We start from the raw sequence: 23,558 nt of genomic DNA on the forward strand, positions 1-23,558 counted from the left end.
GGTCATCAATGTGGTGTCAGCGCATCAACGTGGCGCGGCACCCGAGGCACGCGGATCGCGGCTCCTCGTGTCGCCCGGCGGCGGACGGGACCACCGAGCAGCAGTACCGCTCGGAAAAGTCCCGCACCCCCAAACCGGGTCTTGTGAGCCGTGGCGAACACTTGCCGCGCTCACAGCACGCTCACCAGTGGGCGGCAGCGTGCTAGGGGCTGAGGTGGTCGAGAAGCCAGGCGGTGACTGCTCGGGCGATACCGGAAGCGACACCGGCGGTCACCACCGGGACGATCCTGGCCCGCAGGCGGCGAGTGTGGTCGCTGTCGGCGTCCGGGAACGCGTCGTGTCGGCAGGTGCGCGGCGAGGGGGGCATGTCGGAGGGCATGTCACCAGGAGGCTCCTGCGACCACCCGTCCAGCAAGATCATCGACCGTCGTAGGACAACGGTGCCGTCCGGCGGTCCCCCGGGCACCGCCGGACAGCAGACCGTCCGGGGTGTGTCCGGTGGGACGCTCGGTCAGGTGCCGGACACCCCGGCCGCCGTCGATACTCGCCGCATCGAATCTCGTCGGGGAGGAACACATGTCCGACCGCAGCATGGCGACGGAGCTTTCGTTGGTGCAGACGGTGGAGGGGCTGGCACGGTGCATCCGTCACCTCCTGTCCCACTGCGGGAACCTGTCCCTGCGGGAGCTGGAGTCGTGGGGGATCGCGCACAACCGGCCGATGCCGCGGACGTCCCTCGGTGACGCGCGCTCCGGGGCCCGGCCGCCCAGCCGCCAACTCCTGCTCAACCTCCTCGCCGCCTGCGAGGTGCGCGACGACCGGGAGGTCTCCGAGTGGCTTGACGCGCTCGACCGCGTCCACAAGTCGAAGTCGCTCCAGACCCGCCAACGGCTTCTTCGTGACCTGACGCAGCCCGTGTCCGCCTACCGGTTCTTCGCCGAACTGGATGACGTCACCGAGATCTCCCATCTGATCCAGCAGGCTGAGGACGAGGTGTGGCTGTGGGGGACGACCCTGGCGCTGCTCATTCCCTATATCGATACCTACCTCGGTCAGGCGCTGGACCGCGACGTCCGGGTCAAGGTCCTCCTGATCAATCCCGGCGGGGCGGCGATGTCCATGCTGGCCTTCCGGGCCGGGCCCACGTGGGGCCGGCAGAGACTGGAGGAGCGACTGTCCATCAACCTCAGGATGCTCGAAGGGCGACTCGCGCAGGGCAACGGCCTGGAGGTGCGCCTGGTCGACTATCTGCCCCCGTACACGCTCTACGCCTACGACCCCGGTCTGAACGACGGTTCGATGGAGCTTCGCCTCGGCTCCGTCGGTGGCCGCCACGAGCTACGCCCCACCTTCCGGCTGATCCGCAAACGGGACGGTGAGTGGTTCGACTACTTCTACGAGCAGTTCACCAGCGTCTGGAACGCCGCCGAACCATACCGGAGTGGTCAACTGCCGGACGTCCCCCAATAGAGCCGGCGCCTGTCGGATGGAGCGGACCTTCCGGTTGCTCGTACGTGCCGCCTGCCAGGTCCGGTCGACAGCAATCCGACCCTGGCCCTGCTGGACTGCGGCATCTGTCCGCCGACGTACCGCAGGACAACGCAAGCCGACATGGTGGTGGCCCGACGCGACGCGTCGGGCCACCACCATGTCGGCATGCGTTCAGGCAGCCGCCGTGACCGGCGCCGTGGTGGTGTCGCGGCGGGCGGCCGCGGCACGCCCGGCCCGCCGCTGGCCGCGTCGCTGCGCGTGGGCACGCAGGCGCGCCAGAGTCTGCGGCGACGCGACCCCGGTCAGCAGCCCGTCGGCGAGGGCCTCGGCGATGCGGCCGTCAATGCGCGACAACCGCATCCGCAACGCGTCGACGCTGATGCCGGCCGTGGCGGCGATGGGTTCGATCGCCCGGTGCCCGAGCCGCACGTCGATGTAGGCCTGCTCGTCTTCCGGGTCGAGGATCCCGAGGGTCACCGCACGGCGGACCAGCAGATCGGGGTGGCCATAGGGCGTCTTCGGGGCCCGGGGTCCCGCGGCGGCGTGTTCGATGTCCTCCACCAGCAGGTACTCCTGCCGTTGCAGGCGCAGGTCCCGCCCGGCCCGCCACGCCGCCCGGCACAGACCCGCGTACGGCGCGGGTTTAGTCAGGTCGGCCCGGTCGCGTAGCGCGGTCAGGAAACCGGTCAGGATCTCGGCGTCCACGTCCGCCGGGTCACCGTCGTAGCCCTCGCAGAGCCGGGCCGCGTACTGCCGCAGCGCCGGCAGCGCCATGCCGACCGCAGCGACGACCCAGTGCGGCCCGTCGAGCCGGGCGCGGCGGATCAGCTCCCGCCACACCTCGTCACGCGCTGTGTAGGCACGGGGGTGGCGCAGCAGCCAGTCCCGCAGCGCCGGCAGCGGCATCACCCGCTGAGGGAGACCCGCGTCGGGGCCGAACGCCGCACCGTCGAGCACCAGCGGCGCGGGTTCGCACGTCAGCGCGGCGAAGGCGGTCGCCGCCGCGTCAAGGGCGGAGGTGGGCCAGTCCGTAGCGTCGGACACGCTCATGTCAAAACTCCTGTGACAGTGAAGGGATGCGATGACCGCCGCCGGTGTCATCGCGGCGAGCGGTGGCACCGATTCCGCCACACGAGCCTCACAAGCCTCTGACAGAGCTGCTCAGACCTCCGATCGCCACCCGTCCGCCGGCTTCTGTCAGGACCACCCCTACCGACTTCCATCGAATGTGATCGTTGGAATCGGATCTGACAAAGGCGGGTTGATCTGCCCTGTGACAGGCTGACAGAGTCCACCGGGCAGGCTCGCGGCGGCACTGTCACCGGCCCGCCCACGGTCCCGTGACACGACGCCGACGACACTCACAGCGCTCGCGGACGGGAGCCTGTGACAGGCCGGCCCGCTCACACACTGCTGTCACCGGTCGCTGCCGGCTGGCCGTGCCAGCTCGCCGGACGCACCTGCGTCGGCGGCAGAAGCTCTGCCACCGTTGACACGACCAACCTGTGGCAGTGCCGCCGCAGCGGTGAAACCGGGCTGCCCCGGTGACACTCACACCACTCTCACAGTGCTGGTCAACGCGGTGATCCACGCCGATCCTATGGCGTCCCCACGGGCCGAGGCCGGCATCCCTGCCCGTTCTGTCAGTGACGCTCGGTAACTGGCAGAAGGGGTGGAGTTCAGGGTCGCTCGGCGGCTTCCGCTGGTCGTCGCCATGGCGGACGGGCCGGAGAAAGCTATCCGAACCGGGACTGTCCGTTCTCAGTTGAGGTGATCCGGGATCAGCGCGCTGAGCTGGGGGGATCAGTTCGATTGAGAAAGCTGGTGGTTGAGTTTTCTCAACTGATCTGATCCGCGTCGGCGTTAGGTGCTGGTTTTCTCAGTTGACCTGCTCCGGAGAGCGCTATGGCGGCGGATCTTCTCCACGATGGAGTTGCGCGTTATCGACGGCGGCGCGGGCGACCACGGGACGGTTCCCATCGGGTCTGGGACGCGACAGGCGAACCTGCGGTGGCGTCGGGGTCCTGCTGATGGTCTTGAGGCAAGTACGATTCATGCCGTCGTCGCCAGATGAGCCGTGCAGGAGCAGCTGATGATCACTGATGAGACGCTCACGCGTATCAACCAAGGGGTGCAGTTGCATCATCATCAGGGTCAGCGCGAAGCTGCTCGCGGTTTGTTCGCGCAGATCTGGGATGAGATCGGCGGTGAGCAGGGTGATCCCTTGCATGTGTGCGTCCTCGCGCACTCGATGGCCGATGTGCAGGACGACGTCCATCAGGAGTTGATCTGGGATCAGCGAGCGCTGGCGGCGGCTGACTTGCTCACCGATGACCGGGTTGCGCAGGCTGGGGTGCCGATGTCGGTGGCTGGTTTGTATCCGTCGTTGCATCTCAATCTGGGCGAGTGCTACCGCAAGTTAGGCGATCTCGGCCGTGCCCGTGAGTGCCTCCAACGCGCGCAGGCGGGGATCGGCGCGCTTGGTGATGACGACTACGCGCAGCTGATCAAGGGCGGCCTGGACCGGCTGGCGCAGCAGTTGGCGTCCAAGTAGGCGCGTTTCCGATGGGGTCAGCCGGTGGCTGATTGTCGGTCTTCTCAGTCGATCCGTCCCGTGTTCCCGTTGTCGGCTGGGTCTTTCACGCTTCTTTTCCGGGGGATGCCTTGGTTGCGGATCTTGCCGGTGATGTAGTGGCAGACGGAGCCGTAGGACAGTTCGGCGTCGTGTTCGTCGACGAGGCGTTCCCAGATCGCCCAGCGGGAGAGGGGCGGTTTCTGGGCGAGGAGGTCGTCGATGATGTGGGCGTAGGGGTCGTAGACGCGGTTGCCTCGGGGTGGTGCTCGCCTGAAGGCCATCGGGTTCGGGTCGGTGGTGAGGGTGAGCAGGACGGTGTCGGCCCGGACCCTGAACTTGCGGGTGATGGCGCGCATCGACGGGTTGATCTTCGCTTCGTGGCGGATGGCGTCGAGAAGTTCGCGGGCGCCTTGCTGGCCGCGTCGTTTGATCAGGTTGGCGATGCTGCGCGGCCGGCGCGGAGGGCTGTCGGGTCCGGGCTGGCGTGGTATGGGCAGCTCGGGTTCGGGGTGCAGGCGGTGGGGGCGGGGCTCGGTTTGCAGGGCGGTGAAGTGGCGGGTCAGGGCGTCGACGGTGCGGTTGGTGAGCACGGCCAGGCGTGCGGCGCGTACTGATCCTTGGTGGCCGGGTGGGGCGCAGAGGTAGCGGCGTAGGTAGCTGGGTCGTAGGTGGTTGGCGTGGGCGAGGCGGCGGACGTAGGAGTTCAGGGTCTCGCCGCGGTGTGGGCGGGGTATGACCGGCAGTGGCTGCGGCCGGTCGGCCAGGACATCGCTGCTGGTGTCGGGGTTGGTCATCGTCGGGTCCTGCGGGTGGTCTCGGCGGCGATGTCGACGGCGATGCTGTCGAGGCTGGCGCGGGTGATGGCTTCGGTGGTGTCGATGACGGCTTGGATGGCGGCGCTGCGGATCAGCCGTAGGAGGCTGCCGATCATGCCGGCGGTGCGGTGGTGCAGGTAGCGGTCGAGGTCGGCCAGGGTGCCGGGGGTGTGGTGGTGCAGCCGCAGGCTGGTCTCGACGGCGCTGACCAGGGCGGTCCAGTCGGGTCCGAGGGGGAACGCGCCGGTGGGAACCATGCCGAAGCGGCCGGCGATCTGCTCGCCTCGGGTGCCGGTGAGCAGGCCGTTGCGTTCGACGTTGATGCCGGCGTAGACGAACGTGGCGGGGATGCGTTCGGCGAAGTACTTGAGGGTGTCGGAGACCTCGGCGCCGTTGCGGGTGGTCAGGCTGATGTTGTGGATCTCGTCGACGACGATGAGGTTGGTGCGGGCGTCGAGGCAGACGCCGCAGACGGCTTCCATGACCTCGGTGATGTTGGATCTGCGCAGCAGCGGGATGCCGAGGAACCGGGCGAACTCGACGGCGATCATCCGGCCGGTGGCCGCCGGTGGGGCGGTGATGTAGACGACCGGGATGTCCCCGCCGTTGTGGGGGTGGCGTTGCCGGTGGATGACCTCGAGGGTCTTGGCCATTTGGATGATCGCGGTGGTCTTGCCGGTGCGGGCGGGGCCGGAGACGATCAGCCCGCAGCGTCCGGTTTCCGCGCGCCGGTTGAGGTAGGTCAACCGGCGGCCTTCAAGGATTACCCGGCGGATGGTGGCGGTGGCGATGACCACGAGCTGGGCGTGGTGGGTGAGCCGGGCCTCGTCGTAGGCCAGCCGCTGGCTGGCGGTGAGCGTGGCCAGTTGGTCATGGTCGAGCAGGTCGGGGACGTGCGGGGCGGTCTGCACGAACCGTCGCCATCCCCGCAGCGTGGTCAGCTGCAGGTGTTCGGCGTCGGTGTCGGGTTGGGTCGGCGGGGCGGCGGGGGCGTGGGCCGCAGTCACCATCGTTTGGTTGCCTCCAGGTAGGGGTCGAACACGCCCAGCGGGATGACCTCGGCCAGTGCTTGCCCGGTGTCGTCGTCGGGTGTGTCGGTGTGGGTGGGGCCGGTCTCGGGCTCCGGGGTGGCCTCCGGTGCGGGGCGTGGCCAGGTGGGTTGGGTGGTGGAGCGGGTGCGGGCGCGGACTCGCCGGTCCCGCTTGGACGTCGACGACGCCGCCTCGGGGCCGCAGTTGGCGCGTCGCAGCAGCGCCTGCACCGCCTCGGCGATTTCGGTTTCGGTCGCGTCGGGCAGCTTCGCGCGGACGTGATCCCAGGCCAGTTCCCCGAACGGCAGCCCGTCGCGGCGCAGGTGGGTCCAGAACACGGTGATCCAGCCGCCGGTGCCCGGGTCGCGTATCCAGATCCGGGAGACGTCGTAGGGGTCGTGGTGGACCTGCCACAGGTTGTTGTGGGTCGTGTTGCCCGAGGGCTGACGGCGCAGCGGGTTGAGTTGTTCGGCGTCGTAGGTGCGGTGCCGGTGCTTGATGCCGTAGGCGTTGATCGCCTTCCAGCAGGTCGGCAGCAGGGCGATGTAGTCCTCGCCGGACAACGCGACCGGCAGGTAGCCGGTCGACTCGACCAACGCGGCGTACTTCTCGTTCGGGGTGAACGTGCGTCCCGGCGTCGCCGGATCGCGTAGGCCGTCGTGGGGCCGGTTCTGCCAGGCCGCGACGATCCACTCGTCGAGCAGATCCTGCAGTTCCAGCATCGACCACAGCGCCTTGGCCTCCAGCCGGCGGCCCCGCCGTTCGGTGTTGGAACCGGCGTAGCCGGACACGAACTGGGCGAACAGCGTTCCGACCGCCGACATCAGCTTCTCGACGTGCGGTTTCTCCGCCGGCGAACCGGGGTGGGTGGGCTGGAAGTTGATCCCCAGGAAGGCGCAGGACGAGCGGAAGTTGCGTGACAGGAACACGCTGCCCTGGTCGACCACGATCGTCTCCGGGACGATAACCGGCCGGGCGGCGGCGTGTTCGAGTCGCTCGTCGATGCCGGCCAGCCGCCGGTGCGGCAACACCGACCTCGACATCGCCAAGGCCTGCGTCCAGCCCGGCCGCATCGGCTCCGGTGTCAGGGTCCGGGCCAGCAGGATGCTGGCGTCGACCGATTTCGTGCTCGGGCGCAGCACCGCCGCGGTCACCGTCCTGGTCGCGACGTCGATCACCCCGGTCAGCTCCACCCGCCCCGGCGTGCCGTCATCGAGCAGGACCAGCACGTCCAGCGGTGTGGAGTCCATCTCCATCAGCTCACCCGGGGCGAACACCCGAGGCCGGTGAAACGGCGCCGCCGGCGCTGCCGCCACCGAGCGGCGGGTGCGAGCCGAGCCCGTCGTGTGCAGGCCGACGGTCAGCTTGTCCAGCAGCCGATACGACGTCGCCTGCGACGGCATCGCCACCAGGCCGTGATGGCGCTCATCCAGGATCTGCCGCGCCCGCCACAACACAAAACCACCCGTGCGGGTCGAGTCGTCGGTGGCCTCGGCGACCGCCGCCCGCACCGCCTCCACAACCCGCTCATCCACACGGCCGAACCGCGACGGCTGCCGCAACATCCGCTGATCGACCAGCGCCGCGACCCCGCCGGCCTCGTAACGCTGCCGCTGCCGCTTCACCGTCGCCACGCTCACGGCATGCCCGGCCTCCCGCAGTTCGGCGGCCTTGGCCTTCTCCCGGCTGGTCACCGTCGTGACCGCCGGGTCGAAACCGGGCCGGGCCACCGCACCGGCAGGCGCGTCCGGCGCCAGACCGTGGATGACCTCCAACACGTGCCGTTCCCACCACAACGCCTGCTCCGCCACGTCCTGCGGCAGACGATCCAACGTCGCCGCGTTCATCGGCGCGGCGACGCTGCGCTGCCCGAGCACCGAGAAGTCCGGCTCCGACAGCAGATGCGCCAACCGGACCTCCTCGGTCTGTCCGGCCTCGTCGGTCAGCAGCACCAACGTCCCGGACCAACCCACCACCGTCCGCACGACACCTGCGGACCGCACCCGATCCCCCGCACGCAGCCGGGGCAGCCGCCGCCCGCTCACCACGGCGGTCTCGCCACGTGCACCACCGTCGCCGGGCCCACCAACGCACCAGCCAGATCCGCCGCCAGCACCTGCCGCCAGAGCAGGTGAAACAGCACCGGCAGCACCAACAGCCGATCACCGGCCCGCGCGGCGCCCTCGAACAACGGCGTGGGCTGGTCGAACACCTCCACCAGCCGGGCGGTGACGTCCTCACGCCGGCCGCACCGCGGATGCCGATACCGCGACAACCAGCGCACGTTCGCCGCGAACACCGACTCCACGGCACCAACCCTGCGGAACCGCCACCCCACCGCGGAGCAGGCCGCAGCCGTCACCGCGAACGCCTCCGCGTCACGAGCCTTGATCCGCCCGTCGGGGCGCACATCAATCACCAGCCCGGTGCCGTCGTCGACGCGGGCGAAGTAGTCCGGCAGATGACGGCGCACCCCGTCTCCCGCCGGCCAGGACAACCAGAACGGCTGCGAGGCGATCCCCACCACCGCCGGATCGAAGTCCAGCAGCATCACATGATCACGTTCCAGCCACGACTCGTAGCCCACATGCCCGACAACAGTCGACGACCACCACCGGCCCGGGAAGTTCCGCTGACCCTTGAACATCGCGAACGACCGCGCCGGCGCGACGTCCTCGAACCGCACCCCACCACAGCGCGTCAACGGCTCACAGCGCAGCTCACCGCCCTCACCGACGAACTCGACCCTGAAGTCGGCCACATCGATGACGCGCGCAGCGGTGACGGAATCCGAAGAGAATCTCACGAACCTGACAAACGAGCCGCAGCCCTGTGAGAAACCCCCTGGCGGTCACCCGCTCACAGGAAGCCAGAGCACCTTGACTGAGAAAACCTGCCCATCGGAGCAGAAACATTGAGAAACGAGCAGGTCAACTGAGAAAGGACAGGGACGGGCTGCCACGCGGTGCGACGTCTGTGAGCGGCGGTGAGCGCGGCGAGTGTTCGCCGGGGCTCACAAACCCCGGTTTGGGGGTGTCAGCGCTTCACGGCGCGGCGCGGAGCCGACAGCACATGAGCGAGCACACGCCGCACCAGCACACCCCGGCCGACCACATCGACCCGGCCGACCCCACACTCATCGACCTGATCGCCGGCGACCCGCCGGTGCCGATCACGGTCTGGCGCACGGCCCGCACCGACGCCGAGCACCACACCAGCCTGCCCGCGCGTCTGACCTACCGCCTCGTCGCCGCCTACAGCCGGCCCGGGGAGGCGGTCGTCGACCTCACCCGCGACCACGCCCTGACCGCGACCTGCGCGAAGGGCCACCGCCGGCACCACCGCGCCTGGTTCACCGACACCAGCTCCGGCCTGCTCATCGGCCCGGCCACCACGACCCTGCCGGCGGGCCCCGACACCAACCCGCTTCCCCCGGGCCTGCAGGACGACGGCGGAGACGACGACGCACCCGAGCTGGTCGAGTGGTTCGGCGACGACCTCACCGACCCCGACCTTCCCGGCGCCGACACCGACGTCGCCAAGCCGGCCGGCGACGGCCCCTTGGACGCGACCACCAGCCTGGTGGTCGCGTCCTGGCCGCTGCACGAGACGGACACGACCGCCCGGGTCCGGCTCGCCTGGCTCCTCGCCGCCTGCGCGCGGCTGCTGCGCCCCGGCGGCTGCCTCGTCCTCGTCGTCGGCGTGCCCACCGGCACGCAGCCCACCCCCGAGGATTTCGGCCCCCTCGTCGCCGCCGCGTCCCGGGTCGGCCTGGGCTACCTGCAGCACATCGTCGCCGTCGAGGCCGACACCGACGGCGACCAGTTCCTCTACCACCTCGTCACCGACGAGGAACTGCTCACCCTCGCCCACGCCAACCCCGAGCAGTGGCAGGTCGCGCACCTGCGGGTGCATGCCGACCTGCTGGTCTTCACCCCACGGCAGCCCACGCCGGTGGCCGCGGCGCGGCGGCGTCGCGACCGCGACAGGGGTGAGCGCCGTGCCTGAGCCCACCACCGCCACGGGGCGTCCCGACCCGCACGAGCCGGACACCTCCAGCCCCGCCACCCGCCGGGCCTACCAGGGGCGGCACCGCGAGTACGACGGCCGCCACCGCGCCAACCCCGACGGCCTGTCCGTCTGGGCCACCGCACAGTCCACCGGACCCGTCCAACGACGCGGCCGGTACGTGCCGGAGTCGGTCAAGCATCCCGCCAGGATGCTCCCGGCGATCGCCGCCCACGCCATCACCGCCTACACCGAGCCCGGGGACCTGGTCCTAGACCCGATGTGCGGCATCGGCACCACCCTGGTCGAGGCCGTCCACGCCGGCCGCGACGCCTTCGGCATCGAGTACGAGCCGCAGTGGTCGAACATCGCCGACGCCAACATCCGCCACGCCCACGACCACGGCGCCACCGGACGCGCATCGGTCATCCGCGGCGACGCGACCCGACTGATGTCCCTCGTCCCGAAAGCCCTCACCGGGCAGGTGGCCCTCGTGGTCACCTCACCCCCGTACGGGCCCACGGTCCACGGCCTCGTCCGCCCCGGCGCGGACGGAGTCGTCAAGTACGACGACCGGTACAACGACGGCGAGGACAAGGGCAACCTCGCCTACCGCGACCTGACCGGCCTCACCGACGGATTCGCCCAGATCCTGGCCGGCTGCGCCACCCTCCTGCGCCCCGGGGGCATCGTCGTGGTCACCGCCCGGCCCTGGCGCAAGCAGGGAGAGCTTGTCGATCTGCCCAGCGCCGTCATCGCCGCCGGCATCCGCGCCAGCCTCGCACCGACCGAACGGTGCGTCGCACTCCTCGCCGCCGTCCGCGACGACCACCTCGTCGCTCGACCCTCGTTCTTCCAACTCCAACAGGTCCGCAAGGCCAGGGCCGCCGGGATGCCGATGCACCTCATCGCGCACGAAGACGTCCTGATCTTCACCAAGCGATCACCGCAGGACAGCACGGGGGTGGTCGCGTGAGCGCACCCACCCACCGCTACCTGTCGCTGGGCGCGGGCGTGCAGAGCACCACGCTGCTGCTGCTCGCCGCCCAGGGCACGATCCCCGGATTCGACGCGGCGATCTTCGCCGACACCGGATGGGAACCGGCCGCGGTCTACCGCCATCTCGACCGCCTGACCAGCATCGCCCATACCGCCGGCATCGAGGTCGCACGCGTCAGCACCGGAGACATCCGGGCCGACGCCCTCGACCCGGAGCACCGCTTCGCGTCCATGCCCCTGTTCACGCTCGGGCCGAACGGTGAACGGGGCATGGCCCGACGGCAATGCACCTCCGAATACAAGATCAAACCCATCAAGGCCGAGGTGCGGCGCCGGCTCGGCTACCCACACCCGACACGGGTGCCAGCCGGGCTGCGGGCGCGGATGGCGATCGGAATCAGCCTGGACGAGATCGGCCGGGCCCGCGACTCGGACGTCAGCTACATGCGCAACGTCTTCCTGTTGCTCGACCTGGGCTGGCGACGGACCGACTGTCTCCGATACCTGGCCGAGCAGGACCTCGGGGACACCCCGAAGTCGTCGTGCGTGGGATGCCCGTTCCACGACGACGGCTTCTGGGCCGACCTGCGGGCGAACAGCCCTGCGGAGTGGGCCGACGCGGTCGCCTTCGACCGGGCGATCCGCCACGGCTCCGCGAAGGCCAACGCCGACGGGCACCCACTACGCGGGCAGTTCTTCCTCCACCGAGCCCGGATGCCGCTCGACAAGGTGGTGCTACGTCCACGCCCTCGGCCAGCGGACGCGCCCGGCTGTGGGCCGTGGGCCTGCCCGCACGACGCGACGGCACCCGCCGCCGCGGGGCGTGGGGAGGTGGCGTGAACGGTGAACCCACCGCCGTACCACGGGTCGGTTCGGTCTGCACCGGCTACGGAGGCCTCGACCTGGCCGTCGAGCTGGTGCTCGGCGGCCAGCCCGCCTGGTACGCCGAAACCGACCGACACGCCGCCACCGTCCTGGCCCACCACTGGCCCGGCATCCCGAACCTCGGCGACATCGCCTCCGTCGACTGGACCCAGGTCACGCCCGTCGACATCCTCACCGCCGGATTCCCCTGCCAGGACATCAGCAACGCCGGCAAACGCGCCGGCATCACCGGAGAACACTCCAACGTCTGGAACCACGTCGCCACAGCCGTTCGCGTCCTACGACCACAGCTGCTGTTCGTGGAGAACGTCGCCGCCCTCCTACGAAGAGGACTCGACGTCGTCCACCGTGATCTGGCCACGATCGGGTACGACACGAGCTGGCTATGCCTACGCGCATCCGACATCGGCGCCGCCCACCAACGGGACAGGCTGTTCCTGCTGGCCACCCCCACCCACCAACTGGGAGGAGAAGAGGGTACGAACGTTGCCGACACCCTGCGCCCGTGACGGCAAAGGACCCGGCCACCAGTACGGGCTACCGGACCTGGTCGAGCCGACCGGCACCCGCCACCACCTGCTGCCGACACCGACCGCAGGGGCGTACGGGTCGAACAAGTCCCCCTCGGCCGGGGCGACCCGCCGGCCCAGCCTCGCCGGTATCGCCGGACAGTTGCTGCCTATACCAACCGCGGGAGGCGGCACCGGCTACATGAGCGGCACCCACCGTGACACCTGGCGACCGACCCTGGAATCGGCGGTCCGCGGCTACCGGCCGCAGCGCGGCGGGAAGCCGACGACTCCGCCGCTGCTGCCCACCCCGCGCGCCAGCGACACCGGCACCCCCGGCCGGCGCGCCGGAGCCGGATGGCGGCCACCGCTGTCGCAGGTGCTGCTGCCCACCCCGAAGGCCACCGACGGCACCAAGGGCTGCCCGAGGCAACGCGGGTCGCACGGGGACCTCACCCTGCCCTCGGCAGCGGTGCGGGTACCGGCCCGGACCCTGCCCACCCCGCGCGCCTCCGACGCGCGGGGACCCGGCCGGCACGGCGACGGCGGCGCGGACCTGCGCACCACCGTCGCCGGACTGGGCCATCCCGACGCCGACCGGTGGGGCGTCTACGCCGAGGCGGTAGCCCGGTGGGAGCTGCTCCTGGGTCGACCTGTGCCGGAGCCGACCCAACCCGGGCGGCACGGCAGACCGGTCCTGGCACCGCCGTTCGTGGAATGGCTCATGGGCCTCGACCAGCACTGGGTCACCGACCCGGTGCTCGCGTTGCCGCGCACCGGCGCGCTGCGGGTCCTCGGCAACGGCGTCGTCCCGCAACAGGCAGCCGCAGCGTTGCGGCTGCTGCTGTGCCCCAACCGGTGGACGATGCCAGCGTGCACGACCGGCCATCCGAATACCTGACCGACTACAAGCATCACCGGTTCGGTCCGGTTACGTGCGGCGTGGACAGGACGGACGTGGGGGCGGCTGCCGCCCCGCCCCCACGTCTGGTCTTCCTGAGATGCCGTTCAGCAGACCCGGTCGAGCGCCTGTCCGTTGGATCCGATCACGACGTTGTCGAGGGTGAGCACGGCACCGACATCCACGCAGACCCAGGACGGGGCGTAGAACTGCAGCCCGTAGCTCCAGCCGTAGTAGACATCGATGGTGCTGTCCGTGGCGTACTCCAGTGATCCGCCCGCCGGTGCGTGCACCCGCGGCCGGGTGATGATCTTGCGGGCGGCTGCCCCCGGGATGTAGTTGTTCACCCGCACCCAGTTGGTCTCGCAGGCGGTGGAGTAGCGCAGCTCCATGACACCGTTGACCGTTCCGGTGGCCGGGTGGCGCAGCTCCTTGGACCAGATCGTGATCCCGGTGGCGGAACAGCCGGTCTGTGCCGGGTCGGTGTAGTCGTAGCCGCTGCCGGGCGGCGCGGCCTGGGTGGGTCCGGCGGTGCCCAGTACCAACCCGACGGTGATTGCCAGGATCGTCGCGACATTCAGTGTCCGCATGGTCTTCTCCCTTGCCGAATATCTGGTTGTGGATGCTTGCCGCTCGGTTGGTGGGTCACCCCCGTGGTCAGTCCCGGAGGTAGAACCCGGTCCATCGGGGGGAGTACGGCCAAGGGCAACTGACGTGGGACGACCCGGTGGCAACGTTGACCCAGGGGCCTTGAGCGGTGGTCCACCAGCCGAACCACTCGCAGCCGGCCACGGCGCTGACGCTGCCGGTGCCGGTGGCGCACCAGGCGGACACCACCCCGTCGGACCGCAGGGCCGAGCCGCAGTTGCTGGGGTAGGCGACGGCCGGAGCGGCGGACAGGACGACGGTGGTGGCCACTGCGGCGGTACTCAGTGCCGCCGCCACAGCGCCTCGGACGATGCGTGCTCTCATCTCGGGGACTCCTTCCAAGTCGGGAATTCGCGTGTCCGGATCCCGTCTCCTCAGCCGGACAACCGTTGGTCAGACACCAGAATTGGCCCGCCGCACCAGGGCGGGGAAGCCTCGGGTGGGATTCCGTACGAGGCCGTACGCCCTGCTCAGCTCTGGTGTGGCGCCGACCGCCGGAGTCTGTGGCGGACCGGCCACGTGCTTGAGCAGGGAGGTCCCGGTGTCCGAACCGTCCCCGCCCGTTGCTGACCAGATCCGTACCCGCCAGGACTTCGCCCGGGAGCTGACCCACCTGCGGGAGCGGGCCGGCCTCTCGGTACGCGATGTCGTGGCCGCCATCCCCCGGCAGTCGCGACGGCACGGGACGATCAGCGACTGGTTCGCCGGACGTGGCCTGCCCCAGCCCTCCTCCCACGCCCTCTTCGCACAAGTGCTCCGCGCCTGCGCGGCTACCGACGAAGACGTCTCGCGATGGTTGGCCGTACTACGGCGGGTACGCCGGACCCGGACGTCGCGCGCCAGCGAGGAGCCGTACCGCGGATTGAACCGGTTCGACACCGACCACGCCGGCTGGTTCTTCGGCCGGGAGCAGTTGACCGCCCGGCTCGTCGAGCGGGTGCGCTCCCTGCGGCAGGCCGGCGGTGGCATCCTGCTGGTCACCGGAGCCTCCGGGATCGGGAAGTCGTCCCTGCTCCGAGCCGGGCTGCTCGCGGCGATCCGCGAGCACAACAACGACGCCTCATCGATCGACGCCACCGTCCTGACGCCCGGGACACGTCCGTTGCGGGCGTGGCAGGAACGCCTCGCCGGCCAGGACGCCGCGACCGCCCCGGTGATCGTGGTGGACCAGTTCGAGGAGGTGTTCGCACCGGAGGTCGACCCCACGGAGTCGGGCGCCTTCGTGGCGGCTCTCGTCACCGCGACGCAGCGGCTCACCGAGCCGCCCACCGCGATGGCACAGACGACCGTGACCGCGCGGCCGGGCACCGTCGTCGTCCTGGGGCTGCGGGCCGACTTCTACGCCGATCTGCTCCGCATCCCGAGCCTGGCCGTGGTGGCCCAGGAACACCAGTTCACCGTCGGGCCGATGGCCGCCGCCGAGCTGCGTAGGGCGATCACCGAACCGGCCCGCAAAGCCGGCGTCGACGTCGAGGACGGCCTCGTCGACCTGCTGCTGAAGGAGATCGCACCCCGCTCCGGGGATCTGGTGGCGGCCCACGATCCCGGTGCGCTGCCGCTGTTGTCGCACGCCCTGCTGGCGACCTGGGAGTCCGGCGGAGGCCGGCTCACCACCGAACGGTACCGCGCCACAGGCGGCATCGACGGCGCGGTCGCCGCGACCGCCAACGCCGTCTACACCAACCTCCACCCACGCCACCAGGAGCTGACCCGGGCACTGTTCCTCCGCCTCGTGCATCTCGGCCAGGGCACCGCCAACACCCGCCGACGGCTCCGCCGCACCTACCTCCTGCAGGGCACCCCCACCGGCACCACGAGCGAAGACATCGACGAGGTGATCGACCGATTCGTCGACAGGCGGCTACTCACCGTCGATGATGACACCGTCGAGATCAGCCACGAGGCGTTGCTCAACGCCTGGCCCCACCTGCGCGGCTGGCTCACCACCGATCGAGCCGGCCTGCTTATCGGCCAGCAGGTCACCGACGCGGCCGAGGTCTGGCTCACCGAGAGTCGAGATCCGGCCCTGCTGCTGCGCGGCAGCCGGCTGGTCGCGGGCCAACAGTGGTTGGCCGGGCATCCGGCGCCACCGGCGCTACCGGCGCGGTTTGTGCGAGCCAGCACCCGGCACGCCCGCCGCCGGCTCCGCAGGCTCTACCAGACCGTCGCGGCACTGACAGTCCTCACACTTCTCAGCACGCTCACCGGCATGATCGCGGTACGTCGCACCGGCGAGGCGGTGGCCCTGCAACAAGAAGTCGCCCACCAGCGGGACGAGGCCCGCTCCCGGCTGGTCGCGGCCCGCGCCGACCAGCTGCGCGACAAGGACGTCTCCCTGTCCCGGCAACTGGCGCTGGTCGCCCACCGGATCGCGCCGACCACCGAGGCCCGGTCGAGCCTGATCAGCTCATCGGCGACCCAACCAGCGGTCAGGATGCTCACCGGCAAGAGCCAGACCATGTACGCCGTCGCGTTCAGCCCGGACGGGCGACTGCTCGCCGCAGCCGTCGACACCACCATTCGGCTCTGGGACGTGGCCAGCGGTCCGCGACCCACGCCACTGGGCGACCCACTCACCGGCCCCACCGGCCCCGGCTACTCGGTCACCTTCAGCCCGGACGGCCACACCCTCGCCGTGGGCAGCGGCGACCACCGGCTGCACCGCTGGGACGTCACCACCCCGACCAGCCCAGTCCGGTTACCACCACTGGCTGACGCCGCGAACACCGTCTACTCGGTGGCCTACCGGCCGGACGGGCGACTGCTGGCCGCGGCCAGCGCCGACGGGACAACCCGCCTGTACGACACCACCGACCGCACCCACTCCACCCCGATCGGCGTCGGCCTGCCCTCGCCCTCCGGCGCGAAATCGCTGACCTTCCACCCCTCCGGCCACATCCTGGCCATCGGCGACATCGACGGAACAATCCGCCTCTGGGACGTCACCCGCCCGCAACGACCCAAACGGCTCAGCCAGCCCGCCGGGCCCTCCACCGAGGTCGGCCAGGTCACCTTCAGCCCCGACGGGCGAACACTGGCCGCCGGCAGCAGGGACTTCACCACCCACCTCTGGAACATCAGCCAACCCGCACGTCCGACACGCCTCGGACCCCCGCTGACCGGGCCGAAGAGCTTCGTCAACGCCGTCGCATTCCACCCAGACAGCAACCTGCTCGCCGTCGGCAGCTCCGACCCGGCCATCGGCGTCCAGATCCACGATCTGGCCACCCAGCGGATCACCGCCACACTGCCACACCCGGCACCGGTGACCGCCGTGCAGTTCAGCCCAGACGGCAGCGCCCTGGTCACCAGCTCCAACGACGGCACGGCCCGACTCTGGCCACTACCCGGCCCAGCGCTCGCCACACCCGGCGTGGTCAGCGCGACCCTGTTCAGCCCCGACGGCAGGACCCTCGCCGTCGGCAGCACCTCCACACAACTGTGGAACGTCGAACACTCCGACCGACCCACACCCGTCGGCCCCGCCCTGTCCAACCCCGACGGCTTCTCCGGCGCACTCGCCTTCACCCCCGACAACCACACCTTGGCCGTCTCTGCCCGCTCCGGCACCGTCCAGCTGTGGGACGTCTCCGAATCGACCCGACCCGCACGTCACGGTCCCGCCCTCCAGGCGCACGACCAACTCGTGGAAACCGTCGCCATCAGCCCGGACGGACGAATCCTCGCCACCGGCAGCCGTGACCACACCATCCGCCTCTGGGACATCACCCACCCGACGACGCCGACACCTCTGGCCACGCTGCGCGGCTTCAACAACTACGTATCGAGCGTCGCCTTCAACCACGACGGCAGCCTGCTCGCCGCCGGAAGCATCGACCAGACGGTGCGCCTCTGGGACACCAGCCGACCCGACGCGCCAGTTCCACTCGGTGAGCCACTGACCGCAGGCCACTACGTCTACACCGTCGCGTTCAGCCCCGACCACCGAACCCTGGCGATAGGCAGCGCCGACAGCTCCATCAGCCTGTACGACATCAGCCACCCCCAACGGCCCGCACCGGTCGGCGCACCCCTGACCGGGCCCACCAACTACGTGTACACGCTGGCCTTCAATACGGAGGGGACCGTCCTAGCCGCTGCCGTCACCAACGCCGGAACCTGGCTATGGGACCTCAAGGACCGCAACCGGCCCGCCGTGCTCGCGATGCTGCCCGCCCCCGGGGGAGGCGTCTACACCGTCTCCTACCACCGCGACGGCCACACACTTAGCGGCGGAGGCACCGGCAACACCGTCTGGCTCTGGAACACCAACCTGAATCTGATCCCCGAACAGCTCTGCGCCACAGTCGGCAACGCCATTACCCCGACCGAATGGGCGACCTACGTCCCCGGCCTGCCCTACCAACCGCCTTGTCCCGACCAGTAGTGCTCACCACTCCTCACCCAACGTTGCGGGACAAGCCCACTCGGCTCCCGACAGTGGTGGAGGTTGCCGCCTCGATGTCAGCCAAGGCCGACGACCTCGGCGTCGCCGCCATCGAGCACCGGGGGCGCCCAGCGCCGCAGAGATCACCCGTGAAGATCAGCGGCCCATCGACACGTCATCGCCTACCAGTACCCGGCCAGGTTTCGGGGTCGGCCCACTGCGCCTGTGTCGGCAGGCCCCCACACTCCAGCCGGCGGGTGACTTCGGTCTCTGTGGCCGCGTCCAGTGTCTCTGGCAGGTTCTCGAACGAGGTGGGCAGGACATCCAGCAGGGAGAAGATCTGCTGGCCGTCTCGCATCGTCAGCAACAGCATGCACCGCCAGTGCGGCGAGAATTGAGGTCGGTGCGGGGCCCGGTGGACCAGCACCGGCCGCAGATAGTGCACCGCCTCGGGATCGGCGAACTCCATCAGCCATCCGACACCGTGATTGCGGTTCAGCCCGCACTCGATCGCCTCCGCGTCGAGCCGGATCAACTCCGACGTGTCGACCGCCTTGACCATGCGGGGAACAACTGAGCTCACCCCACGAGTCTCCCCCTGAGACGAGGCAACCCACACAGCCGCAGGCATCCGGCCCACCACACAGTTCCCCATCAGACCGGCCGGCCGTCGCGCGCCTGTGACAGGCAGCAGACCGATCAGGCCGTCCGGTCGAACATGTCACCAGGTTCGCCACGCAGGCCTTCCCGCACCGGGAACAGGTCCGCGAACTCCGCATCGGTGAACAGCACCTCCCACTCGTCCCGCACCCGAGTCGCCAGGCGCCCCTTCGGAAACACGGCCTGCGCCACCTGCACCATCCCGCCGGGACCTCCCCAGCGACCACGGCCGAATCGACACCCGCCACCCACCCCACCACAACAACGTCGGCCTTCAAGACCACAACCAGGCCTTGAAGGCCGACGTCACGCAGACCCATGTACCGCCAGCATCCCACCGCGATGGCGGGCCCTCCCCTTAACCAGAAGAGGACCAATCCCCATGGACAGCACGGCTGGCACTCCTGCGGAGCACTCCCTCGTATGGACCGTCGAGCGCATCCGGGCGCTCGGGGCGGTCACTGACGTCGCGACCGTCGGTGAGATCTTCGGCATGTCCCGCAGCAGCGCCTACGAGCTGGCGCGCCGCGACCGGCTGCCGGTGCCGGTGTTGCGGGTCGGATCCCGCTACCGGGTCTCCGTCGCCGCGATCCTGGCCGCCCTCGGCGTCCCCAGCGACCCCCCGCCTCCACCCGCGACTTGATCACCCGGCCGAAACGAGCGGTGATCACCAGGCAACAGACACCCGACAATCCGATGCCCGCCAGCGGGCGTCGGCGAGGAGCGAACTCGACATGGCAGACGGATCCATCACCAAACGCTGCGGTTGCCGACACAACGGCAGACGCCTGGGCGCCCAGTGCCCCAAACTCCGACGCGGCAACGGCTGGAACCCCCACCACGGCACCTGGCGCTACCAACTCGAACTCCCCCTCGACGCCGACAACGGCCGACGCCAGATGCGCCGCACCGGATTCGACACCCGCGACGCCGCCGCCGCCGAACGCGACCACGCCCGCGCACTGCTCGACCTCGCCGGCCGCGACGAGATCCAGCGTCGGCGCATCGCCGACCTGCTGCAGGCGTACAAGCCCCAGCAGCCGCTGCCCGACCGCGACCACGTCGCCCGCCGCATCCGCGCCGACGTGCCCGCCGACACCCGGCTCACCCTCGGTGAGTACCTCGCCGAATGGATCACCAACCGGGTCAGGCTCGCGCCCGCGACCCGACGCAGCTACCACGACCACATCACCAGGTACTGGACCCCCCGCCTGGGTCAGGTCGCCCTGCAGGAACTGACCGCCGCGCACATCGAGTCGGTCTTCGCCACGATCGAAGCCCGCAACGACGAGATCCGCGCAGCGAAAGCCAGCCCCGTGAAGGAGATCCGCGACGCCGTCAAGGGAATCCGCACGGTCGGTGCCGCCAGCCAGCAACGGATCCTCGCGACCCTGCGCAAGGCCCTCAACGACGCCCGCCGGCTGTACCACCACAAACTGGTCGACCACAATCCCGCCGAGTCCGTCGAGCTGGCATCCGGCAGACCGCCGAGACCCCGGCTGTGGACCGACGCGGCGGTCAACCGGTGGCACCACACCCGGCTACGCCCCAGCCCGGTCATGGTCTGGACCCCCGCCCAGGCCGGCCGGTTCCTCGACTTCGCCGAGGCCGAGGACCCCGAGCTGTACGCCCTGTTCGACGTGGCGATCCACCGCGGCCCGCGCAGGGGTGAACTGTGCGGCCTGCACGACTACGACGTCGACCTGCAAGCCGCCGCGATCACCATCACCGGCCAACGCACCAGCGTCGGCTACCAGGTGATCGAGAAGGAAGTGAAGTCGGCAGCGGGCGACCGGGTCGTCGACCTCGCCGACGAGACCGTCACCAGCCTGCGCCGGTACCTCGCCCGCAGAGCGGCATGGAAGCTCGCAGCCGGCGACGCCTGGGCCGACAGCGGCATCTTCTTCGTCCGGCAGCGCGACGGCCGACCCTGGCACCCGGAAACCGTCACCGGCCGCTTCGACCGGCTCGTCCAACGCAGCGGCCTGCCACCTGTGCGGTTCCACGACCTCAGGCACATCGCCGCGACCCTGATGCTCGCCGCCGGGGCCAGTATCAAGGAAATCCAGGACACCCTCGGTCACTCGTCCTACAAGATGACCGCCGACATCTACACCTCCGTGCTCGCGGAACTGAAGAGGACGACCGCGCAGGCCACGATCAGGCTCGTCCCTCGACAGAACCGGGCAGACGCCGCGTAGCGGCCGGCGTCGAATGTGCTACTCAGCGAAGCGACCGAATGCATGCGGTTCTTCCACGCCGTGGTTAGGTCGACCGCAGACGCGGCGGCGGCCTACATCGGCCAGTCGGCACCGAGCTGGCCGTACGAGGTGCCGATGTGCTGGGGTTGGGCCCCGCGACGCTGTAACGCGCGGCGCTGGACGGCGGGTGTCGACCAGCCCTGCGCGGGTGGATCAGCCGCCGGCAGAGGTTCGCCGCTTGAGCACCACGCTCCTCGATCTCGACCAGCTCGAGGAACGTACGGTTGATCGGCTCACGCAAACCACGTCGTCGGCGGCGCTGGCCAGAAGATCTTGGGATCGGCGGTTCACGCTGACCCCGGTTTTGCCCTCTACCTACCAGCGACCGCGCACCGGCGCGGCCCGACGAGAAGAGCGAGGGTTCAGTGGACCTACTCAGCTGGGGCGGACTCGCGGCCGCCGTGGTCACCAGCCTCACGGGGCTGGTGACGCTGTGGATCCGCGCCCGGTGGCGCGTCAACCAGGAGAGGACCCGCGGTGAGTCGCTCATCGCGATCGCCGAAGCGCTGCCCAGCGGCGCCAGGCTCCGCGACCAGCGCGCCGACGGCTCGTCCATCACGTTGACGCTCTCCGCCCACACATCCGCCGGCGGCCACCGTGGATGACCGCATCAGGGACAAGCCGCAGCCGCCGCTGCAGAGCCTCGCCGAGATGGCGGACGCCGAGATGGAGGTTCGGCGCGCGGCAGTCGAGTGCCTGGCTGGCGACGTGGGCCATGCCCTCCAGGCGAAGGCCTACCGGTTCAACCAGCTAAACCGCGAGCGCGTCACTGAAGAGTTCAGCGCCTTCTACCACACCTTCGCCGCCCGCCTGATCGCGTGGCTCATCTGGCAGGGGGCGCCGGAGGCAGACGCGAAGGACGTAGTCCAAGAGACGATGCTCACGGCGTACCGGCGGTGGAACACCATCCTTGATCCGCAGGCGTGGGCCAGGAAGACCGCCTCCAGGACGTACGCGAAACGCGTCGCTGAGCTAGACACATTCCCAGTAGAGGACCCGGCCGAGCACGTCCAACACGCAGCAAGCGGGTGCGAGCTCGCCGCAGCGGACACCAAGCAGGTCATCCGTGTGGCACTGCAGAAGCTGGGACCGCGCCAGAGACAGATGCTCGCCTGGTACTTCGAGGGGCACAGCCCGGGTGAGATCGCCGAGCAGCTGAACATGAGCCCGGAGGCGGTCCGCAGCAACCTCTACAAGGCCAGGAAGAAGCTCAGCGAACTGCTCCAGGGTCATAACGAGGACGAGAAGTGAACGGGGGGGCCGAGATGAACGACCAGAGGACCGACCCCTTCGACGACCTAGCGCTGGCTGCCCGAGCCGAGCTGGACGAAATTCAGCGCCAGGTCGAGGCGAGCTGGGGTGTCGAGGCGGGCCTGCGGGAGATCTTGCTAGAAGACACGTACCACCGCTTTGTGGATGAGCAGGCGGCTGGGTTCGACGTAGCGGCGGGCTTGGTAGAGGTGCTTGAAGCGAAGGCGGATCTGTGCCTCCCAGAACTGAGAATCGGCCTATTTAGAGCAACGATCCCGCACCCTGCGGCCATTCTCGAGGCGCTTGGCGCGAGCGACGAGGAAATCCAGTGGCATCTGAACACGTTCGAACGGATGCGGAGGTTGGCGGACGAGGTCATTGTGACCATAGAGGGGTTGCGTCTGGATCTCGACGAGGCGGTGGACCCCTCGGACCCGTTAGGCGAGGAGCTGATGGACCTGGACCCTCAGTTCATCGACGCTGCACGCTGGGCTCTCCAGCTGCGGCGGCTAGCCGAGAAGCTCGAGCGCAGGGATGTGGGGCTTGACGATGCACTGAGGGTCGTGCGTCGGAACCTGCTCGCCATCTTGGACCTATATGAGGGGGTAGGGAGCTGGAGTGTAAGGCACGAGAGCCTTGATAGTCCCCGGCGGACCGAGCTGACTACCCTGGCGACCAAGGTGAATGACCTCGGGCCGGAGATCAAGCGGTTGTTCGATCCTTCGGACGACACCGTGGGATCCCTACTCTGACCGCCCGGCCGGGTGGGGCACGCCACCCGGCCGGGCAGCGCTACCTGGTGGCGGACACGTCGGTGCCGTCCCGCGCGGTGGCCGCTGCGGCAGAGCGAGCGAGTTCCGGCGCCCGCCAATACTCAACTGGCTGCAGTCAGGAGTTTTCTCTCGTAAGTGATGCACCTTCATTTAGCTCCGGCTGCCCGCTTACCGAGCATTTCACCGCCGCATCGCCGTCGATGGATAAGGTCGAGAAACGAGGTCCGTCCACAAGACGATTGACGCCGTGCTTCCCGAAAACGACGGCCACGGCGGCCAGTCCGACCATGGCGAAGGTATGGGACCTGACGACTGGGTAGCGATCGACGAGGCGCTGGGCAGGTTCACGGCTACGTCCGTGATT

General features: G+C 69.7%; 22 protein-coding genes. 13 read left to right on the forward strand and 9 right to left on the reverse strand.

Annotated elements, in window-relative coordinates; all coding sequences use genetic code 11:
* Positions 1–576: 576 nt before the first annotated feature.
* Positions 577–1,470, forward strand: coding sequence for a hypothetical protein (locus tag ACQP2H_RS30360; RefSeq protein ID WP_433229926.1), 894 nt, complete (start codon positions 577–579; stop codon positions 1,468–1,470).
* A 192-nt stretch (positions 1,471–1,662) separates the two neighbouring features.
* Here ACQP2H_RS30360 and ACQP2H_RS30365 read toward each other — a convergent pair whose 3' ends face one another.
* Entirely contained in the window at positions 1,663–2,541 is an 879-nt protein-coding gene (locus ACQP2H_RS30365) for a hypothetical protein (protein WP_433229929.1), read from the reverse strand.
* A gap of 1,042 nt (positions 2,542–3,583) precedes the next feature.
* On the opposite strand from ACQP2H_RS30365, the gene ACQP2H_RS30370 reads away from it, so the two are divergent.
* On the forward strand, positions 3,584–4,045 hold the full coding sequence (locus ACQP2H_RS30370; RefSeq protein ID WP_363817523.1) for a tetratricopeptide repeat protein: 462 nt from the start codon (positions 3,584–3,586) through the stop codon (positions 4,043–4,045).
* Between the two features lie 44 nt (positions 4,046–4,089).
* On the opposite strand, the gene ACQP2H_RS30375 is transcribed toward ACQP2H_RS30370, so the two are convergent.
* The 4 genes from ACQP2H_RS30375 to ACQP2H_RS30390 all read right to left on the reverse strand — a co-directional run bounded on the left by ACQP2H_RS30375 (position 4,090) and on the right by ACQP2H_RS30390 (position 8,673).
* The gene (locus tag ACQP2H_RS30375) at positions 4,090–4,860 is read right to left on the reverse strand and encodes a TniQ family protein (protein ID WP_433229932.1); all 771 of its coding nucleotides are present in this window, start codon (positions 4,858–4,860) and stop codon (positions 4,090–4,092) included.
* Complete coding sequence (locus ACQP2H_RS30380; RefSeq protein ID WP_363817518.1) at positions 4,857–5,891, reverse strand: ATP-binding protein; 1,035 nt, start codon at positions 5,889–5,891, stop codon at positions 4,857–4,859. Before ACQP2H_RS30380 ends, ACQP2H_RS30375 begins: the two co-directional genes overlap by 4 nt.
* The gene (locus ACQP2H_RS30385; RefSeq protein ID WP_363817515.1) at positions 5,885–7,888 is read right to left on the reverse strand and encodes an integrase; all 2,004 of its coding nucleotides are present in this window, start codon (positions 7,886–7,888) and stop codon (positions 5,885–5,887) included. Before ACQP2H_RS30385 ends, ACQP2H_RS30380 begins: the two co-directional genes overlap by 7 nt.
* Before the next feature lie 65 nt (positions 7,889–7,953).
* A complete protein-coding gene (locus ACQP2H_RS30390) occupies positions 7,954–8,673 on the reverse strand; it encodes a TnsA-like heteromeric transposase endonuclease subunit (RefSeq protein ID WP_363817512.1) in 720 nt (239 codons plus the stop codon).
* A gap of 311 nt (positions 8,674–8,984) precedes the next feature.
* On the opposite strand from ACQP2H_RS30390, the gene ACQP2H_RS30395 reads away from it, so the two are divergent.
* From ACQP2H_RS30395 to ACQP2H_RS30415, 5 genes are read left to right on the forward strand one after another with little or no spacing between them, the layout of a single operon-like run.
* Entirely contained in the window at positions 8,985–9,920 is a 936-nt protein-coding gene (locus ACQP2H_RS30395; RefSeq protein WP_433229936.1) for a hypothetical protein, read from the forward strand.
* Positions 9,904–10,896, forward strand: coding sequence for a TRM11 family SAM-dependent methyltransferase (locus ACQP2H_RS30400; RefSeq protein ID WP_433229938.1), 993 nt, complete (start codon positions 9,904–9,906; stop codon positions 10,894–10,896). The genes ACQP2H_RS30395 and ACQP2H_RS30400 overlap by 17 nt, the downstream gene beginning before the upstream one ends.
* Positions 10,893–11,759, forward strand: a complete 867-nt coding sequence (locus tag ACQP2H_RS30405; RefSeq protein ID WP_433229941.1) for a hypothetical protein — start codon at positions 10,893–10,895, stop codon at positions 11,757–11,759. Before ACQP2H_RS30400 ends, ACQP2H_RS30405 begins: the two co-directional genes overlap by 4 nt.
* Positions 11,756–12,313 (forward strand): DNA cytosine methyltransferase, encoded by a 558-nt coding sequence (locus ACQP2H_RS30410; RefSeq protein WP_433229943.1) that lies wholly within the window; start codon positions 11,756–11,758, stop codon positions 12,311–12,313. Before ACQP2H_RS30405 ends, ACQP2H_RS30410 begins: the two co-directional genes overlap by 4 nt.
* Entirely contained in the window at positions 12,291–13,214 is a 924-nt protein-coding gene (locus tag ACQP2H_RS30415) for a hypothetical protein (RefSeq protein ID WP_433229946.1), read from the forward strand. The genes ACQP2H_RS30410 and ACQP2H_RS30415 overlap by 23 nt, the downstream gene beginning before the upstream one ends.
* 107 nt (positions 13,215–13,321) lie before the next feature.
* On the opposite strand, the gene ACQP2H_RS30420 is transcribed toward ACQP2H_RS30415, so the two are convergent.
* Positions 13,322–13,804, reverse strand: coding sequence for a DUF2690 domain-containing protein (locus ACQP2H_RS30420; RefSeq protein ID WP_433229948.1), 483 nt, complete (start codon positions 13,802–13,804; stop codon positions 13,322–13,324).
* 67 nt (positions 13,805–13,871) lie between these two features.
* Positions 13,872–14,186: a hypothetical protein gene (locus ACQP2H_RS30425; protein ID WP_433229951.1), complete on the reverse strand. Its 315-nt coding sequence runs from the start codon at positions 14,184–14,186 to the stop codon at positions 13,872–13,874.
* 217 nt (positions 14,187–14,403) lie between these two features.
* On the opposite strand from ACQP2H_RS30425, the gene ACQP2H_RS30430 reads away from it, so the two are divergent.
* Positions 14,404–18,249 (forward strand): AAA family ATPase, encoded by a 3,846-nt coding sequence (locus ACQP2H_RS30430; protein WP_433229954.1) that lies wholly within the window; start codon positions 14,404–14,406, stop codon positions 18,247–18,249.
* Between the two features lie 175 nt (positions 18,250–18,424).
* Here the strand turns inward: ACQP2H_RS30430 and ACQP2H_RS30435 are convergent, their stop codons facing one another.
* Positions 18,425–18,832 (reverse strand): hypothetical protein, encoded by a 408-nt coding sequence (locus tag ACQP2H_RS30435; RefSeq protein ID WP_433229957.1) that lies wholly within the window; start codon positions 18,830–18,832, stop codon positions 18,425–18,427.
* A 116-nt stretch (positions 18,833–18,948) separates the two neighbouring features.
* Positions 18,949–19,110 (reverse strand): hypothetical protein, encoded by a 162-nt coding sequence (locus tag ACQP2H_RS30440; RefSeq protein WP_433229960.1) that lies wholly within the window; start codon positions 19,108–19,110, stop codon positions 18,949–18,951.
* 181 nt (positions 19,111–19,291) lie between these two features.
* Here ACQP2H_RS30440 and ACQP2H_RS30445 point away from each other — a divergent pair, with 181 nt between their 5' ends.
* The 5 genes from ACQP2H_RS30445 (at position 19,292) to ACQP2H_RS30465 (ending at position 23,173) form a co-directional block, all read left to right on the forward strand.
* Entirely contained in the window at positions 19,292–19,552 is a 261-nt protein-coding gene (locus ACQP2H_RS30445) for a helix-turn-helix domain-containing protein (protein WP_433229962.1), read from the forward strand.
* A 91-nt stretch (positions 19,553–19,643) separates the two neighbouring features.
* Positions 19,644–21,110: a tyrosine-type recombinase/integrase gene (locus tag ACQP2H_RS30450; protein WP_433229964.1), complete on the forward strand. Its 1,467-nt coding sequence runs from the start codon at positions 19,644–19,646 to the stop codon at positions 21,108–21,110.
* A 425-nt stretch (positions 21,111–21,535) separates the two neighbouring features.
* A complete protein-coding gene (locus ACQP2H_RS30455; RefSeq protein ID WP_433229967.1) occupies positions 21,536–21,775 on the forward strand; it encodes a hypothetical protein in 240 nt (79 codons plus the stop codon).
* Positions 21,768–22,421 (forward strand): RNA polymerase sigma factor, encoded by a 654-nt coding sequence (locus ACQP2H_RS30460; RefSeq protein WP_433229970.1) that lies wholly within the window; start codon positions 21,768–21,770, stop codon positions 22,419–22,421. The genes ACQP2H_RS30455 and ACQP2H_RS30460 overlap by 8 nt, the downstream gene beginning before the upstream one ends.
* A 14-nt stretch (positions 22,422–22,435) precedes the next feature.
* Complete coding sequence (locus tag ACQP2H_RS30465) at positions 22,436–23,173, forward strand: hypothetical protein (protein WP_433229972.1); 738 nt, start codon at positions 22,436–22,438, stop codon at positions 23,171–23,173.
* Positions 23,174–23,558: the final 385 nt, after the last annotated feature.

It is taken from the genome of Micromonospora sp. CA-248260 (assembly GCF_050942205.1).
Lineage (GTDB): Bacteria > Actinomycetota > Actinomycetes > Mycobacteriales > Micromonosporaceae > Micromonospora > Micromonospora antibiotica.

Coding starts and splice junctions, on each gene's coding strand:
- ACQP2H_RS30450 (WP_433229964.1), top strand. CDS start 19,644: ATGGCAGACGGATCCATCACCAAACGCTGCGGTTGCCGACACAACGGC.
- ACQP2H_RS30365 (WP_433229929.1), bottom strand. CDS start 2,541: ATGAGCGTGTCCGACGCTACGGACTGGCCCACCTCCGCCCTTGACGCG.
- ACQP2H_RS30465 (WP_433229972.1), top strand. CDS start 22,436: ATGAACGACCAGAGGACCGACCCCTTCGACGACCTAGCGCTGGCTGCC.
- ACQP2H_RS30425 (WP_433229951.1), bottom strand. CDS start 14,186: ATGAGAGCACGCATCGTCCGAGGCGCTGTGGCGGCGGCACTGAGTACC.
- ACQP2H_RS30360 (WP_433229926.1), top strand. CDS start 577: ATGTCCGACCGCAGCATGGCGACGGAGCTTTCGTTGGTGCAGACGGTG.
- ACQP2H_RS30370 (WP_363817523.1), top strand. CDS start 3,584: ATGATCACTGATGAGACGCTCACGCGTATCAACCAAGGGGTGCAGTTG.
- ACQP2H_RS30440 (WP_433229960.1), bottom strand. CDS start 19,110: ATGGTGCAGGTGGCGCAGGCCGTGTTTCCGAAGGGGCGCCTGGCGACT.
- ACQP2H_RS30380 (WP_363817518.1), bottom strand. CDS start 5,891: ATGGTGACTGCGGCCCACGCCCCCGCCGCCCCGCCGACCCAACCCGAC.
- ACQP2H_RS30375 (WP_433229932.1), bottom strand. CDS start 4,860: ATGACCAACCCCGACACCAGCAGCGATGTCCTGGCCGACCGGCCGCAG.
- ACQP2H_RS30395 (WP_433229936.1), top strand. CDS start 8,985: ATGAGCGAGCACACGCCGCACCAGCACACCCCGGCCGACCACATCGAC.
- ACQP2H_RS30420 (WP_433229948.1), bottom strand. CDS start 13,804: ATGCGGACACTGAATGTCGCGACGATCCTGGCAATCACCGTCGGGTTG.
- ACQP2H_RS30445 (WP_433229962.1), top strand. CDS start 19,292: ATGGACAGCACGGCTGGCACTCCTGCGGAGCACTCCCTCGTATGGACC.